This is a genomic window from Streptomyces sp. RLA012 (genome assembly GCF_056270325.1).
The window spans coordinates 1545492-1560066 of sequence record NZ_JBWDPA010000002.1; the positions used below are offsets into that span (position 1 = coordinate 1545492).

Genomic DNA, 14575 nt, shown 5'->3' on the forward strand with positions numbered 1-14575 from the left:
AACTGGTCCCCACCCGCGGCCATAGCTCTGCCGCAGAGGTACCGCTGACCCGAGGGCGACATCTTCGCCTGGGGCGCACTCGTCGGCTACGACGCCGCAGGCCGCCTGCCCTTCAGGACAGGAACGCCCCACATGGTCGCCTACCGCGTCATGCCAAACGATCCCTCTCTCCCCCGAAAAGCTGCGCACGCCTTTGACGAAGGCCCCCAGCGCCCGGTTAACGATGCGCTGGGGCGGAGTGAGTCCACCGGTCGGGTGGTCATTCGAGGCCGGTGATGCCCCGGGCCGACGCCCTGGTAGGCGCCGCCGGCCAGGACGAGTACGTCCTGCCGCTCGCAGATCTGGATGATGCGGTGGGCGCGGGCCGCGGTCAGGTCATGGGTGCAGCCCGGCAGCGCGACAAGATCCACAGCCCCGCACTGAATGCGGCAGCAACCGCTCCAAACCCCCGAACCGCACACCCGGTAGATACCCAGGTCAGGCAGGTGACATCACAAGATCCCCGCCAGAGCCGAAATACGTGACCGCCGACAGGCGCAGGAAGAACTGGCCTGCCTGGTGGCACCCGTCTGCACAACGGACGGCACCGTGATCACAACCCTCTCCGCATCGACGGCTGCCGGACGACTTGCGCGCCAGGCATCCACAGCTCATCGTCCTCCTGCGGCGGGCCGCGCACGAGGCTTCGACAGCCGAACAATCCTGGCAGTGATCCCGTGTACGGAGGGGTAGGCGTGATGCCCTCGCCGTGTCCGATGCGGTGGAGGAGGTCCTCGTGGTGGGCAGCCAGGCCGTCGCCTGGCAGGGGGGCGGGGCTGCCGGTGAGCGTGGACCAGCCGTCGGCCCCGCTGTACTGGAGACCCCGTCGACTCGCATTATCGACAGCCCAGCCAAGGATCTGCCGCCCGCCCCGGCGCCGTACGGAAACCCGGCAGCCCGGAAGATTTCAAGTCCAGTGAGACGGTCGTGACGCTATGAGGTTTGTGGTGCGGGTTTCCTGCGCTTGGCCGGGTCGTTGATCCAGGCCGTCTGGGGTATCTCGGGTGGTCGGGGGCGGCGGCCGAAGCGTTCGGGGTGGTGGGTGTATGCCTCGGCGAGGGTGACCGCGCGCTGGTCGCGGACCTCCTCGGCGGTTCCGAAGTGGACGGAGGCGGGGGTGTGCCAGCCGATGCCCGAGTGCCGGTGCTCGTGGTTGTAATACGCGATGAACGCGTCGAACCACTCGCGGGCGTGGGCCAGCGAATCGAACCGTTCGGGGTAGTCCGACATGTACTTCGTGGTCTTGAACTGGGCCTCGCTGTAGGGGTTGTCGTTGGAGACCTTCGGCCGCGAGTGCGACCGCGTCACGCCCAGATCGATCAGCAGCTGGGAGACCTTCTTCGACGTCATCGAGGTGCCGCGGTCGGCGTGCACGGTCTGAGGCACGATGCCGTTGCGGGCGATGGTCTCGCGGATCAACTCCTCGGCCCGCACCGCCGATTCGGCCCGCTCGACGGTGTGCCCGACGATGTATCGACTGAAGATGTCGATGATCACGTAGGCGTGATACCAGACGCCCTTGACCGGTCCGGCTGCCTTGGTGATGTCCCAGGTGAACACCTGCGAGGGCCCTGTGGCGACCAGCTCGGGCACCGCCTTGGCGGGATGGGTGGCCTGCCGTCGGCGCTCCCCGGACTGATCCTGCTCGCGCAGGATCCGGTACATCGTCGAGACGGAGCAGTGATAGCGCCCGGCATCCAGCTCGCGGGCCCAGATCTGTGCGGGCGCCAGCTCGGCGTACTCGTCGCCGTTCATCAACTCCAGGACCGCAGCCCGCTCTTCGGCCGTCAGGGCCGACGGCTGCACCTGCGGGGCACGTGCTCTGCGTGGCGGCGGGGGCCGGAGCCGGCGGTAGTGCGTGGCGCGGGAGCGGCCGGTCAGCCGGCAGGCGGCTGTGACGCCCAGCTGAGCCTCGACGCTGGTGAACGCTTCGTCCACGACAGGGGCGGCGGCAGGCTTCAGTCCGCGCTCTCGGAGATCATGTCCAAGAGCGCGGAAGCTTTTCCCATCACCTCGAGCGCGGCCTTGTTCCGGGCCAGGTCCTTCTGCAACCGCTCCACCTGCTGCCGCAGCTTCTCGTTCTCCACCTCCGCGGCAGACTTCTTCGCGCGGGCCGGGCTGGTCCGGCGGTCGACCAGGTTTTCCATGGCCCCGGCATCCCGGGCGGTCCGCCACTCCTTGACATGCGAGTGGTAGAGCCGTTCCCGGCGCAGGACCGCACCCTTCTCGTTCCTGGGCGCGGCGTCGTACTCGGCGACGATCCGCAGTTTGTACTCCGAGGTGAAAGTGCGGCGCTTCGGCCTCGGCGCCGGGTCGGACCCGACGGGCTCTGTGCTGGGCATAAGGGACGGTTCTCCTGTCGTGCCCTCTCAGGCTAACCCCGCAGAACGGGATGTCTCACCCAAGGCTGACAGAGAGGGGCCGGGGCGAAGGGCCCGCGATCAGGCGGCGCGTGCGGCGCGGCCGGCCACCCACGTGGCGGCGGCATCCGCGACGCGACGCCCCAGCGCCTCGGCGGTGGCAATGTCGCTGGCCGTCACCCCTTCGGTCCCTTGATCCGCGTTGGACTGAGCGGCGGCACCCAGGAAGAAGCCCAGCCTGTTGAGATCGTTCTCGCTCCCCTTGGACGAGTTCCAGCCACCCGGCAGGCCGAGCGCGATCCAGTGCATACCGTGCTGCGACGCCAGCGTCGCGAAGTACTGGAGAGTCGACTGCTTGTCGCCCGCCTTGGAAGCCGAGTTGGTGAATCCGGCCGCCAGCTTGTCCTTCCAAGCCTGCCCGAACCAACGCTCGGAGCTGGCCTCCGCGAAGCCGTGGAAAGCGGTGGCAGCGGTTCCCATGTAGGTGGGGGAACCAAAGATGATCGCATCCGAGGCGTCCAGCTGCCTCCACTGGGCGTCGGTGATCTCACCGACGGCGATCAGGTTCACGACGGCGCCGGCCTCCTTGGCGCCACGCTGGACAGCCTCGGCAATGACGGCGGTGTGGCCGTAGCCGGAGTGATAGGCGATGGACACGATGGGCGAAGTCACAAGTACCTCCTACGCTTGAAAATGAAAGCTTCGAAATTCAACTTATTGGCGCCCTCGCAGGTGAACCAGGTAGGAGGCTGACAGATCATGGTCAAAATCCGACACTTGGGTGTGCCGGCTACTCCGGTTACGCTGGCATCGGCCAGGTTCCCTGCGTGATGGTGGCTACTGGTGACGGTGAGAAAACGACAGGGCACATCGCGCGAGATCGCGGACATCGGCTTCGCTCCCGCCGTCGGCACACCTGCCGGCATCGAAATCATCTCTCTGGCCGACCTGCGGGAGCGGGCCGCCGTCCACATGGGCGAAGGACGGCTGCAGGCACCGCAACGACCCACGTTCCACCACTTGATCACCCTCTCCAGCGGCTCGTTGTGGCACACGGTGGACTTCACCGGCTACGCCCTCGAGCAGGGCTCCTGGCTCTGGACCCGACCTGGTCAGGTGCAGCAGTGGAGTGTTCTGGACGACGCGGAGGGCACCCTGGTTCTCTTCGAGGGCGACTTCCTGGATCCGGCCACCGTGGCCGCAGCACGGATGGACGATCCGTACGCCCCCGCGCTCCAGGTTCCCGGTCCCGAGGACCGTCACGCGCTGGAGATGGCCGTGGACCATCTGGCGCTGGAGTTCCAGGCGTTGCGTGGCATCTCCCTGGAAGCGCACGTGGCGGTGTTGCGCCACCTGCTGGCAGTCCTCGTGCTGCGCCTTTCGCAGCGCACCGCGCCCGTCGGCAGCCCGGCACCGGACCCAGGGGAGACATTCCTCCACTTCCGTGACGCGGTCGAACGCAACTTCACCCGCACCCGCCGCCTGGAGGACTACGCCCGGGCCCTGGGCTACTCACCGCGCACCCTCTCCAGGGCCGCGCTGACCGAAGCCGGGGTGGGGGCGAAGGAGTTCATCGATCGGCGGGTCGTCCTGGAAGCCAAGCGCCTCCTGGCGCACGGCGATCAATCAGCCGCCCGTGTCGCGGCGCAACTGGGCTTCACCAGCGCCACCAACTTCAGCAAGTTCTTCCACCAGCGCACCGGCCAGTCTCCGATCTCCTTCCGCGTGACCGTCCGCGGACGCTCCTCGGAGAATGGCGGGAGCGAAGCGCCCGACGCCAGGCGACCTGGGCGGTGAGGGCCGCTCCCGCGAGCGGCGCCAAGAGACAGAGGCCCAGAGAGGCCGCCTACCGGCGGGCCGGTTCGCATCAGCAGCAGGGTGACGCCGAGGATCGCCGCGCAGGACACGGCTTCGGCGATGAACAACGCAGCGTCCGGCCAGGCGGGGGTGGACTCAACTGAGGGGCCGCGCGTTTTCCGGACAGCTGCCGTGCGCCTGAAATCTACGCTGCGAGCCGCATGTTGCGATGCTCGAGATATGCCTCACGTGGCGTCAAGTATCCGATTGCCGAGTGAAGTCGCATGCGATTGTACCAAAATTCAATGTACCTCGTGATGTCCTGTCGGGCTTCCTCCCGCGTGCTATACGTGATTCGACTCACCCGCTCGTTCTTCAGGGCCCAGAAAAAAGACTCAGCCATGGCGTTGTCGTAGCAGATTCCGGTCCGGCGGGCGGAGCGCCGGAGGTTGAGCTGGTCGAGAGTCTTGCCATACTCGGCGGACATGTAGTTGCTGCCTCGATCGGAGTGGAATATGGCCTTCTTGGCGAGCTTTCGGTTGCGCGCAGCGTTCTTGATGGCTCGGGATATGAGTGGCGTTTGGTAGTGGTCGTCCATGGCGTACCCGATGACTTCTTTTGTGCAGCAGTCGATGACGGTCGCCAGATAGAGCCAGCCTTCGCCGGTAGGGATATAGGTGATATCCCCGACCATCTTTTCTCCTGGCCGTTCTGCGGTGAAGTTGCGGCCGACCAAGTCGGGCACGGGGAACGGCATGTCGGCCTTGGTCAGGCTGAAACGCTTGGGCTTGGGCTGGCAGGGCACCAGGCCCAGCTCCCGCATGACCTGGCGGACGAGCTCCAGCCCGGCCTGCACGTCCCAGCGGCGCAGCTGCGCGTGCACGCGCCGGTAGCCGTAGGTGCTGTCGGAGTCCTCGAATATCTTCTCGATAATGACCTTGAGTTCTTCCCGACGGACAGCCGTGGCGGATTCCGGCCTGTTGCGCCATTCGTAGTAGCCGGAGCGGGAGACGTCGAGCTTGGTGCACATGAAATCTACAGGGAATGCGTACTCCGCTGTGTCGAGTCTCGTCTGATCGATGAACTCGAACTTGTCACTTATCGGTGATCCTTCGCGAAGTACGCTGCGGCTTTTTTCAGGAAACTGTTTTCCATCTCCAGCTCGCGGTTCCGCCGTTCAAGTTCCTTCAGGCGTGCGCGCTCATTTACGGTCAGTTCCGCATCAGCCGAAGGCTCCTGCTGCATCTGATGCTTCTTCACCCAGCCGCGAAGGGTTTCCGAATTGAGGCCGAGCTCCCGAGCAACCTCGGTGACGGTCTTACTCGACCTCAGCGCGACCTGGACGGCTTCCTCGCGGAACTCCGGTGAGTACTTGCTGGGTGGTGCCACAGTTACCTCGTTTCCTTTGAACAGAGATCCTATTGGGTCTCTGTCCGGAAACCTCGGGGCACCTCAGTGGTGCGAGCCACCCCCGTGGTGGACGAAGACCAGGGACGGGCGCCGGTTGCCGAGGGGGTGGCCGGGCACCGGGGAGCCCGGCCACCCACGGACGCTCAGGCGGCGGTACCGAGGGGGTTGAGAATGGCCATGCGCCAGGTGCCGTCCTGACCACGACGGGCGACATTGGCAGTGGTGCCGGTGGCCTTCTTCCGGTTGCCGTCAGGACCGGTGGTCTCGAGGGTCCACTCCTCGCTGATCAACGCGATGTCGTCGCCGGCCACCACGCGCGACGGGCCGTTGGACAGCTGGGCGTTACCGGCGATCGACCCAGCCGTGTAGTCGCGCAGCGTCTGACCTGTGACGGTCTCACCGGTGACGGTACGCATGACCGCACCGGGCGCGAGCAGGCTCAGGACCTCGTCAAGATTCCCGGAGTTCATGGCCTTCTCGAAGGCCGGGGGGAGCTGCGCCGGGTCGGTAATGGGAGTCGGCATGGTCGTTCCTCTCAGAATTGGATGGTGTGCAGATCGTTGAAATGGCGGGTGCTGAGACCCGCGTGTGAAGGTCCGCCAGGATGCTCCGCGGGCAGCAGCGCCGTGCTGACCGCCGCCGCAGGTTCCCCGCATGGGGGTGTGGGACCGTCAGGCATACCGGCGAAGGAAGCCGGCCAACACCGGGTTGACGGGGTCGGGATGAGTGAGGTTCGGCGTGTGTCCGGCCCCGGTCACGGTGACCAGCTCCTGGGCACCGTGGATCTTCCCGGCCAGTGCCTGGCCCAACGGGTACGGGATCGGCTGGTCCGCGTCGCCATGGACGACCAAGGCCGGCACCGTGATCTCACCGAGCCGGCCGGTGATGTCGTCAACCCCCATCAGTACCTGCACCGCGTCGGCGAGCCGTTCACGCGGCTGTGCCCTCCACTTCGCCAGCCACTGATCGTGGATCGCGGGCTGTCCCAGCAGCATCCCCAGCAATACCGGGGCCACTGCCTCCGGCCCCGCGGCGCGGAATCCCTCCGACACACCACGCATCTGCGCCAGCGCCTCGAGCGGCCAGGAGACCGACGTCGTGTCGATCAGCACCAGGGCCTTGACCCGCTCAGGCGCCAGCAAAGCGGCCCGCATCGACAGAAAGCCGCCCTGCGAATGCCCCACCAGCGCCGCCTGCCGCACGCCGAGGTGATCCAGCAGCCCGATCAAGTCGGCGGCCGAATCCCAGTAGGTGTAGGTCTTACCGTCGTCCTCGGTCCGGCCGTGCAGCCGCTCGTCCCACACGACGACCCGAAAGTCCCCGGCCAGGACCTGGATCTGATGCACCCACATGTCACGGTCCATGAGGTTGCCGTGGCTGAGGACCACGACCGGGCCCTCGCCACCACTGTCCTCGTAGTAGAGGCGGGCACCATTGACGTCTGCGTACGGCATGGTTGTTTTCTCCCTTCTTCCCGGCCTCACCAGGCAATCAGAGGCTTGACCGGAAGCGGATAACGCGCTGGCTGCTTGCTTAAACAATGCGCGATACGAGCGGCGCAAGCGAGGTATGCAAGAGACGCGCCATGGTCGAAAATGGACTCGCCGATCCACTCAAGGCGTGCGCCTCGGAGAGCCCGGGCTCGGCGCAGTCTCCGCCCCACGGCCCAGATGCCCCTGGCTGTCTCAGCGGGTGGGGCCGTCAGCGCTGCGTGGCGCGGAATGCCCCGGGAGTGGCACCCACCGTCCGCTCGAAGAACTTCCCGAAGTTGGTGGGTTCCGTGAAGCCCAGCATGCGCCCGACGGACGCGACAGGAAGGCCGGTATGTACCAGCAACCGCTTGGCTTCCAGGGCGACACGGTCGTCGATGAGATCCTTCGCGGTACGGCCCGTAGCGGCCAGACAGGCTCGCGTAAGCGTCCGCGGTGAGTAACCGAGGTGCGCGGCATACTCGGCAGCACGGCGCCTCGTGGCGAACGCGCGTTCCAGCTCGCCACGGAAGACCCGGAACACCTCGCCCCCCGCCGCAGGATTCCATTCACCAGGATGCGGCAGCCGGGCAACGCGCACCAGCAGCGCAGCAAGAAGCTGCCGCAGCAGCTCCACAGTGAGTTCCGCCTGCGAAGCGTCCCGCTCGGCCAGCGTGGCGTATTCCGCCGCTATCTCAGCCACCGCCACCGACATGGCCCGGTACTCCACCGCGGACAGTGAGAAAGCGGCAGGACTGAGCCCCTCGTCGATGACGGCTGCACTGGCAGGCACCGGCGGCGGGAAGGCAGGCGTGAACACCACCAAGGTCGCATCGAGATCCGCAATGCCCCCCTGAGGATCCGCAGGGAAACGCTGCACCTGACCAGGACGCAAATGCAGCAGAGTCCCCGGAGCGCACGGGTAAGCCACAAAGTCGATCAACGCGGTACCCTCGCCGCGGGTGACCAGGGTCAGCTGATGGAAGTCCGGACGACTGGGCGCCGCCGCGACAGACGGCAAGAGCCGCTCACGCAGCGTCGCGAAGGACAAAACCTCCAGCCCCAGCCGGGGTTGGTCCGGATTGTCATAGCTGACGTCGACAACATCCGGGCTTCCCATACCAGCCATCCACCAATGATCGCAGCTGCGGCTGACCACACCGGCGACGAGCTTCCTTCGGTCTCCTGGTACACGGCGACCCGCCGGCCTCCCAACTCGCGGCGCAGCTTGGCTTCACCAGCGCCACCGAACTTCAGCAAGTTCTTCCATCAGCTCAACGGCCACTCTCCGATCGCCTCTCGCGCGACCGTCCGCCGTCGCTCTTCGGAGGATGGACTGGGCAATATGCCTGGTACCGGGCGACCCCACCGGTGAGGGCCGCGCCTGCAAGGGGTGCCACCAGATAGAGCCACAGATGTGACCAGTCACCCGGCCGGTGGGCCCACAGAACGGGGCCGAACTGGCGGGCGGGATTGGCGGATCCGCCAGTGAGGGTGCCGAGGACAATCATGACCACAGCGGTGGCGGCGGGGCGAGCCAGCGGGATCCAGCGCGTCCACGCGCGACGGGACATCAGCAGCAGCGTGACGGTGAGGACAGCGGCGGTAGACACGGCTTCGGCGGTGAACAGCAGGGTCGGCGAGCAGGAAGGAGCGGGTTCGACCGCGGCGTAGGCCATCCGGTCCCCGATGACCGGGCCCCACACGAGGCGGGCCAGGCCGGTACCCGCCACGGAACCGGTGAGCTGGGCAGCGAAGTACGCCGGAACCCGGCGGCCGGGGAAGGCACCGGTCAGCCACAGGCCGAGGGTCACCGCCGGGTTGAGATGTCCGCCGGAATAACGGCCCCATGGTGAGGACAGCGCCCCCGCGAGCGCCGCGCCGACCATCACCGCCACGACCGCAAGCTGCAGATGCGGTTTTGGCAGGGCCCGGCTGAGTGGCGATGCCGTCACCCAGCGGACAGCGGTCACCACGACGAACAGGAGACCGCCCGTAAGGACGAACTCCGCGACCATCGCCCCCCAGGCGGTGGCACCAGTAGTCCGCCGCGCAGGTACAGAGGCAATCGTGGACACGGTCAGCCCCTGGCCATCACGCCGATGGCGACCCTGGTGCCCAGGTCCGGAAACACCAGCAGGCCCGGATCGGGACGCCGCTCGAACATCGCTTCTTTCAGACGGTAATCCGGGTCGGCGGTCGTGCCCGCCGCGGTGGTCGGCTTCTTGCCGCTGTCGATGATGAACGCAAGGATCTGGTGCTGCTCGGCGAGTGCGAACTGATAGTCGCCCAGGAGCGGCGCGTCGCGCTCGCCCGTGATCGGGACGGACGCATTGTTCAGACCGGTGTCACCGGCGGCGTGGACGTTCTGGGTCAGGGCAGACATGGGCGCGCTTTCGTTCACAAAGTGCTGAGGGGGTGGCTTCAGGCGGCCGTGGTGGCGGCCACGTGCTGGTCCAGGGCATGGGTGAGCGCGTCGGCCGCAGCGACCGGGCCGCCCGGGCGGTCGGCGCCGTGGGCGGTATGCAGCAGCAGCGTCGGGTAGGCATCTACACCCGGACGGCGCACCTCGAGGAAGTCGGCCTCCGTCTCGGCACCGGCGGGGGGGCGAAGCGAACGCGGCCGCCGCGCCACCACGGTCGCCGACATCGCGGGAGCGGCCGAGGTCGCCCCCCGCACGGTCCCCCTGTGCTTCCGCTTCGAACAAGACATCGCGCTCAGCCGCTTCATCGAATCGATGGGCCAGCCGACCGCCCGGCTGCGCGACCGCGACCCCCACGACACAGCCATGGAAATCCTGGGCCGATGGCTACGGACCGAAGGACAGGACGACGAGACCAACAGGTTCGAACACCGCATGTTCGCGGCCAACCGCGAACTGCGCGCCTGCCGCATGACCGCCACCCTCGACGCAGCCGTGAAAGCCCTCGCCGAAGAACTCGGCGCCGCTTCCGACGACATCGGTCCCCGCATTGCGACCGCCCTGGCTTTCCTTGAAGCCGGGATGCCGACGCTCAAAGGCCCGGGACGTGATGCCGGGTCAACACAGGCGCGGAGCCAGGCACACGGGGTGCCCGGCTCCACGTCTTCTTCGTCACAGCTGCCCGCCGGCAAACGGCCACGGTATGCGCGACCGCAGCCGCCGCGAGACGTCGTTACTCCGGACGCACCGGGGCGGCGTCCAGCTCGTCCAGCCCGGGGAACGGATTGTCCGGCCGGTGCTTGCGGTACACGATGTCGACGAACGACACCGGCGCCCACTTGGACGGCTGCTCGTCGATCTGATGGACCACCTGCGCATGGATCTTGTTCCGCAGATCCAGGTACGGAAACGCCTCGTGCGCCGCGTCCAGTACCGCCCGGTCCACCTCCTCGACACCGAAAGCGAACATGTCGGCACCGATACCGAAATGCGCGAGAGCGCCGAGCAGATGCTTGTGGGGCGCGATCCCCGGCGAGGTGTGCAGCGCCACCGCATCCCAGATCTGGTCGGCGGCGACATCGGACAGCCCGTGCTCCCGGGCGAATCGAGCGGCCCGGAACGCACCGTCCACCTCGAACCGGTTCGGACCCTGCCCCGCGTCGGTCAGGCCGATGTCGTGCAGCACCGTGGCGAGAAAGAGCGTCTCGTCGTCGTAGTCCACCCCGGCAACGAGCTTCCTTGCGGCGGCGATACTACGAGCATAGAAGTAACTGCGGACAGTGTGGTTGAGCAGCCATTCCGGGGAGTGCTCGGCAGTGAAGGCGACAGCGGCCTCCGTAGCGGCCGTACGCGGCCAGCCTCCGATCTCCTCCGGCAGATTCTCGAGCACGCTCACTTGACCTCAGCCTCCAGTGCCAGGTGCTCGGCGATGACCGCATCGGCCGGCCGCAGCTCACCCACGACGTTGGTCTGCTCGAAGTAGGTGTACCAGCCGGAGCTCTCGACACCGCTCAGGAACAGGTCTGCCACTTCCCTCGAAGGGGCCTGCCAGACCGCAAACCACTCATAGGACGCGGAATGCGCGGCCGGTTCCACCCTGCCCCAGCCGAGCGTCACGAAGCCGATGTCCGCGAGCTGCTTCATGGCTTCCTGAATCCCTGTGAACAGGTCGTTCCGCGCCTTCTCGTCTGCGGCGAAGAACGCGGGCTTCGGTGTCCACGTCTCGACGACTACGTACATGTTGCGCATCTCCTCATTTATCGCGATCGGCGTGATGCGACCAGCCTAGGAAGACCGAGGTCACCGTACGATGGCCAGATGGACATTAATCCCAAAGATCCGGCCAAGGTCGCAGTGGTGGTGCAGCCGGGCTACGTCCTGTTGGACGTAGCCGTTCCCCAGCAGGTGTTCGGCCGCTGGCCGGACTGGGTCACCGCCTGCTGGCCCGGCAGCGCCCCCTACGAGCTGACCTTGGTGAGTGCGGTTCCCGCGGAGAACTCGCTGGTGCCCCGCGAGGTCGAGCCGCTCGACCGGCTGGACACGGCGGACACCGTGATCGTCGCCGGAGTACAAGACCCCACCGAGTCTCCGGACGCCGAGCTGGTCGAACGGCTGCGTGACGCATACAACCGGGGCAGCCGGATGGTGTCGATCTGCACGGGCGCCTTCGCCCTGGCCGCGGCCGGGGTTCTGGACGGCCGCAGCGCCACCACCCACTGGCGCTGGGCCGGCCTGCTGCGAGACCGCCACCCGTCGGTCAAGGTCCGCGAAGCGGAGCTCTACGTCGAGGACAGCGGCGTCTTCACCTCCGCGGGTGTCCTCGCCGGAACCGACCTGTGCCTGCATCTCCTGCGGCTCGACCATGGTCAGGCCGCCGCGAACACGATGGCCCGCTTCCTGGTCAGCCCGCCCCACCGCGAAGGAGGACAGGCCCAGTTCATCGAGCACGTCCCGCCCGGCGGCGACTCCGAGATCACCGACGTGATCACCTGGATCCTGGAACACCTCGACGAGCCGCTCACCCTGGAGTCGGTCAGCCGGCACAGCCACATGAGCACACGAACCCTGCGCCGCAGATTCCGGGCCGTGACCGGAACGAGCGTCATGAACTGGGTGGCCATGCAACGCGTAGCCCGCGCGCGCGAACTCCTGGAGACCACTCGCCTCGGCATCGACGACATCGCCCACCGATGCGGCTTCGGCTCCGCGGAGTCATTGCGAATCCACTTCACCGCGATGACCAGGACCAGCCCATCGAGCTATCGCCGCACCTTCGCTTCCTGATGCTGTTGTCAAGCGGTCGCAGCCACGGGGGCGCCACTTCGTAGCACCTTCGGTCACGGATCAGGGCCCACAGGACGTTGACGCGCCGACGGGCAAGGGTGAGCTCGGCTTGGACACGTTTCTTCCCTCCTGCGCGTTTGCGGTCGTAGAACTTCCGCGAGCTCGGGTCGTAGCGGACGCTGACCAGCGCGGAGGTGTAGAAGACGCGCTGGAGCCTTCGGTGGTGGACCAGTGGCCGGTGAGGGTTGCCGCCGACCTTGCCCGGACTGCCGCCCAGGGCCGAGCTGCGCGATCATGCCCGTTCGAGCCGTACGGGCCACGAGCCTTCTCGACGCCCTACCGTGAGGCGATCTTCCTGCCCTGGACACTGCCGGGGCGGACGCGCGCCTGGGTCGACGGACTCCGTGACCGCGCAGTGCGGCCTTCGCCGTCAGGCGGCCTGGTGCTGGAAGGTGCGGCGATAGGGCCGTGGGCGTGGTGCCGAGGGCGTCACGGAAGCGGGCGCGCATGTTGGCGCCGCTGCCGAGGCCGCACCGGGTGGCGATCTGTTCCACCTGGAGGTCGGCGGTCTCCAGGAGTTCTCGCGTGCGGTTGATGCGGGCGGTCAGGAGCCATTGGTGGGGGCTGACGCCGGGTTTCCTGGCACCGAGATCCTCCGACGCCAGCCGGACGGCGGCTGGGTTCACCTCGTGCACGACCCGTTCTTCAGCTGACCGCGTCGGGCGGCCTGGGCACGGGTGCCGTACAGACGACCAGTGCGTCACCCCCAGACGGGCCGGCGGCCGACCGTTCCCGGCCAGCGTCGCCACCAGCACCGCCACCTCATCCACCGTTCCCGGCCGGCCTGGACGCGGCAGGTCCCCGAGCGCGGCGATTCGTGACCCCAAAATCCACGGCGCCGCCCACCAGGCCCTACGCCCCTCAAAACAGCTCTTGCTGAACCTCCTGGACATCAGCCTGGCCGGCCCCCTGACACTACTGACCCAGCAGTCGCTCTGGGCCCGGCAACGGAAGCGTTCGAGGACGTCTTGATCACCCGTGATCACCCAGGGCCGACACCGTACTGGTCCAGGACCTGACAGGCCCGGGCGGTGCCGTCCTCGGCTTCCAGGGCCCGGCCGAGCCGGCGCGCGGCCTCGGCGTAGGAAGCGTGCCGGGTGAGGGCCTGCAGGCGCTGGGCGAGGGCGGCAACGGTGAGCTCACGGACCGGCAGGGGCTCGGGCCCAGCGCCGAGCTCGTGCACCCGTGCGGCCCAGTAGGGCTGGTCCCCGAAGAACGGGCAGACCAGGGAGGGTCTTCCGGCGCGCAGTACCGAGGCCGTCGTGCCTGCCCCGCCGTGGTGGACGACAGCGGCCATCCGGGGAAACAGCCAGTCGTGGGGGGTGTCGCCGACCACGAGGATGTCGTCCTCGCTGGTGGCGGGGTCCCCTGGCAGCACTCCGCGCAGGTTCGCCCGCCGCAGGGCCGTCCGTACGAGGGCGTCGGTCGCCTCGGGGTCGCCGGTCTTCATGCTGCCGAATCCGACGTAGACGGGCGGGGGGCCGGCGGCCAGGAAGGCAAGCAGTCGCCGTGAGGGTTTCCACAGCGGCTGGTCGTGGTGCCAGAAGCCGGTGACGTGGACGTTCGGTCCCCAGTCGGACGGCCGCGGCACGACCGTGGGGCTGAACGCACACAGCACGGGGGCTTGGCGAACCTGCCGGAAGGGGGCCGACAGGGAGAGCTCCGGGAGGCCGAGGCTCTCCCGGCGCCATGTGTTGACGAACCGCCGGAACACCATCCAGGACCCGAGGTCGACCGCACCGAAACTGAGCCGGTTGCCCACGCCTCCCAGCATCCGGGCAGCCGGTGCGAACGGGTGCGGAAAGGCCTTCGTGGGCTGGCTCGGCTGGAAGTGAATGACGGCGTGCGGGACTTGGAGGTACTGGCTCAGGTGAACGCCGAGGAAGCAGAGGGTTGGTGCCAGAACCAGGTCGGCTCCCTTCGCACCGACCTGCGTCTCCTCCAGCATCGGCATGATGCAGGGTCGCAGGACCCGGTCCATACGGCGGATGAACGCCACCGGGTTCCGTCGTCCGGCGAGGAGTTCCTGCCCCTCGGCGGACTCGATGATCTCCGCGGGGTCGACCGGAAGGGGATGGAGGTCCAGGCCCGCCTCGGCGATCAGACGCCGATAGCGGACGCTGGCCAGGATCCTTACCGTGTCGCCCCGACGGAGCAGCGCTCGCCCCAGCGCCAGGCAAGGCTGGACGTCGCCGCGGGATCCCGCGGCGAAGATCACCACTGTTCGCATGAGA

Annotated in this window: 16 protein-coding genes and 3 pseudogenes; 2 read left to right on the forward strand and 17 right to left on the reverse strand. The window is 67.5% G+C overall.

Annotation, left to right across the window (positions count from 1 at the left end; translation table 11 throughout):
* Window positions 1-284: 284 nt before the first annotated feature.
* The 4 genes and pseudogenes from RV986_RS07350 to RV986_RS07365 all read right to left on the reverse strand — a co-directional run.
* Window positions 285-398 (reverse strand): annotated as a pseudogene (locus tag RV986_RS07350) (IS5/IS1182 family transposase); the annotation flags it as partial.
* 574 nt (window positions 399-972) lie between these two features.
* Window positions 973-1977: an IS3 family transposase gene (locus tag RV986_RS07355; RefSeq protein WP_475916208.1), complete on the reverse strand. Its 1005-nt coding sequence runs from the start codon at window positions 1975-1977 to the stop codon at window positions 973-975.
* Between the two features lie 20 nt (window positions 1978-1997).
* Entirely contained in the window at window positions 1998-2381 is a 384-nt protein-coding gene (locus RV986_RS07360) for a transposase (RefSeq protein ID WP_475916209.1), read from the reverse strand.
* 99 nt (window positions 2382-2480) lie between these two features.
* Window positions 2481-3071: a flavodoxin family protein gene (locus tag RV986_RS07365; protein ID WP_089107565.1), complete on the reverse strand. Its 591-nt coding sequence runs from the start codon at window positions 3069-3071 to the stop codon at window positions 2481-2483.
* A gap of 171 nt (window positions 3072-3242) precedes the next feature.
* Between RV986_RS07365 and RV986_RS07370 the strand changes: the two genes are divergently transcribed.
* Window positions 3243-4196, forward strand: coding sequence for a helix-turn-helix transcriptional regulator (locus tag RV986_RS07370; protein WP_475916615.1), 954 nt, complete (start codon window positions 3243-3245; stop codon window positions 4194-4196).
* 205 nt (window positions 4197-4401) lie between these two features.
* Here the strand turns inward: RV986_RS07370 and RV986_RS07375 are convergent, their stop codons facing one another.
* From RV986_RS07375 to RV986_RS07420, 10 genes are all read right to left on the reverse strand, one after another.
* Window positions 4402-5298 carry an IS3 family transposase gene (locus RV986_RS07375; protein ID WP_475924205.1) on the reverse strand — a complete coding sequence of 299 codons (897 nt, stop codon included), beginning with the start codon at window positions 5296-5298 and terminating at the stop codon, window positions 4402-4404.
* Complete coding sequence (locus tag RV986_RS07380) at window positions 5295-5585, reverse strand: transposase (RefSeq protein ID WP_475916616.1); 291 nt, start codon at window positions 5583-5585, stop codon at window positions 5295-5297. The genes RV986_RS07375 and RV986_RS07380 overlap by 4 nt, the downstream gene beginning before the upstream one ends.
* 164 nt (window positions 5586-5749) lie before the next feature.
* A complete protein-coding gene (locus tag RV986_RS07385; protein ID WP_475916617.1) occupies window positions 5750-6130 on the reverse strand; it encodes a YybH family protein in 381 nt (126 codons plus the stop codon).
* A 147-nt stretch (window positions 6131-6277) separates the two neighbouring features.
* Window positions 6278-7060 (reverse strand): alpha/beta fold hydrolase, encoded by a 783-nt coding sequence (locus tag RV986_RS07390; protein ID WP_475924206.1) that lies wholly within the window; start codon window positions 7058-7060, stop codon window positions 6278-6280.
* Window positions 7061-7307: 247 nt separating this feature from the next.
* Window positions 7308-8204, reverse strand: a complete 897-nt coding sequence (locus RV986_RS07395) for an AraC family transcriptional regulator (protein ID WP_475916618.1) — start codon at window positions 8202-8204, stop codon at window positions 7308-7310.
* 145 nt (window positions 8205-8349) lie between these two features.
* On the reverse strand, window positions 8350-9153 hold the full coding sequence (locus RV986_RS07400) for an MIP/aquaporin family protein (protein WP_475916619.1): 804 nt from the start codon (window positions 9151-9153) through the stop codon (window positions 8350-8352).
* A 2-nt stretch (window positions 9154-9155) separates the two neighbouring features.
* Complete coding sequence (locus tag RV986_RS07405; protein WP_475916620.1) at window positions 9156-9479, reverse strand: hypothetical protein; 324 nt, start codon at window positions 9477-9479, stop codon at window positions 9156-9158.
* Window positions 9480-9499: 20 nt separating this feature from the next.
* The gene (locus RV986_RS07410) at window positions 9500-9754 is read right to left on the reverse strand and encodes a hypothetical protein (RefSeq protein WP_475916621.1); all 255 of its coding nucleotides are present in this window, start codon (window positions 9752-9754) and stop codon (window positions 9500-9502) included.
* A gap of 476 nt (window positions 9755-10230) precedes the next feature.
* Window positions 10231-10893 carry an HD domain-containing protein gene (locus tag RV986_RS07415; RefSeq protein WP_475916622.1) on the reverse strand — a complete coding sequence of 221 codons (663 nt, stop codon included), beginning with the start codon at window positions 10891-10893 and terminating at the stop codon, window positions 10231-10233.
* On the reverse strand, window positions 10890-11237 hold the full coding sequence (locus tag RV986_RS07420) for a DUF6616 family protein (RefSeq protein WP_475916623.1): 348 nt from the start codon (window positions 11235-11237) through the stop codon (window positions 10890-10892). The genes RV986_RS07415 and RV986_RS07420 overlap by 4 nt, the downstream gene beginning before the upstream one ends.
* A 78-nt stretch (window positions 11238-11315) precedes the next feature.
* Between RV986_RS07420 and RV986_RS07425 the strand changes: the two genes are divergently transcribed.
* Window positions 11316-12281, forward strand: a complete 966-nt coding sequence (locus RV986_RS07425; RefSeq protein WP_475916624.1) for a GlxA family transcriptional regulator — start codon at window positions 11316-11318, stop codon at window positions 12279-12281.
* Window positions 12282-12306: 25 nt separating this feature from the next.
* On the opposite strand, the pseudogene RV986_RS07430 reads toward RV986_RS07425, so the two are convergent.
* The 3 genes and pseudogenes from RV986_RS07430 to RV986_RS07440 form a co-directional block, all read right to left on the reverse strand.
* A pseudogene (locus RV986_RS07430) lies at window positions 12307-12543 on the reverse strand (IS110 family transposase); the annotation flags it as partial.
* 262 nt (window positions 12544-12805) lie between these two features.
* A pseudogene (locus RV986_RS07435) lies at window positions 12806-13234 on the reverse strand (hypothetical protein); the annotation flags it as partial.
* 89 nt (window positions 13235-13323) lie between these two features.
* Window positions 13324-14571 (reverse strand): glycosyltransferase, encoded by a 1248-nt coding sequence (locus RV986_RS07440; RefSeq protein ID WP_475916625.1) that lies wholly within the window; start codon window positions 14569-14571, stop codon window positions 13324-13326.
* Window positions 14572-14575 lie beyond the last annotated feature (4 nt).

Bases quoted from the DNA above. Each gene is read 5' to 3' on its own strand.
- RV986_RS07420 (WP_475916623.1), bottom strand. From the start codon at position 11,237: ATGTACGTAGTCGTCGAGACGTGGACACCGAAGCCCGCGTTCTTCGCC.
- RV986_RS07385 (WP_475916617.1), bottom strand. From the start codon at position 6,130: ATGCCGACTCCCATTACCGACCCGGCGCAGCTCCCCCCGGCCTTCGAG.
- RV986_RS07395 (WP_475916618.1), bottom strand. From the start codon at position 8,204: ATGGCTGGTATGGGAAGCCCGGATGTTGTCGACGTCAGCTATGACAAT.
- RV986_RS07360 (WP_475916209.1), bottom strand. From the start codon at position 2,381: ATGCCCAGCACAGAGCCCGTCGGGTCCGACCCGGCGCCGAGGCCGAAG.
- RV986_RS07390 (WP_475924206.1), bottom strand. From the start codon at position 7,060: ATGCCGTACGCAGACGTCAATGGTGCCCGCCTCTACTACGAGGACAGT.
- RV986_RS07425 (WP_475916624.1), top strand. From the start codon at position 11,316: ATGGACATTAATCCCAAAGATCCGGCCAAGGTCGCAGTGGTGGTGCAG.
- RV986_RS07440 (WP_475916625.1), bottom strand. From the start codon at position 14,571: ATGCGAACAGTGGTGATCTTCGCCGCGGGATCCCGCGGCGACGTCCAG.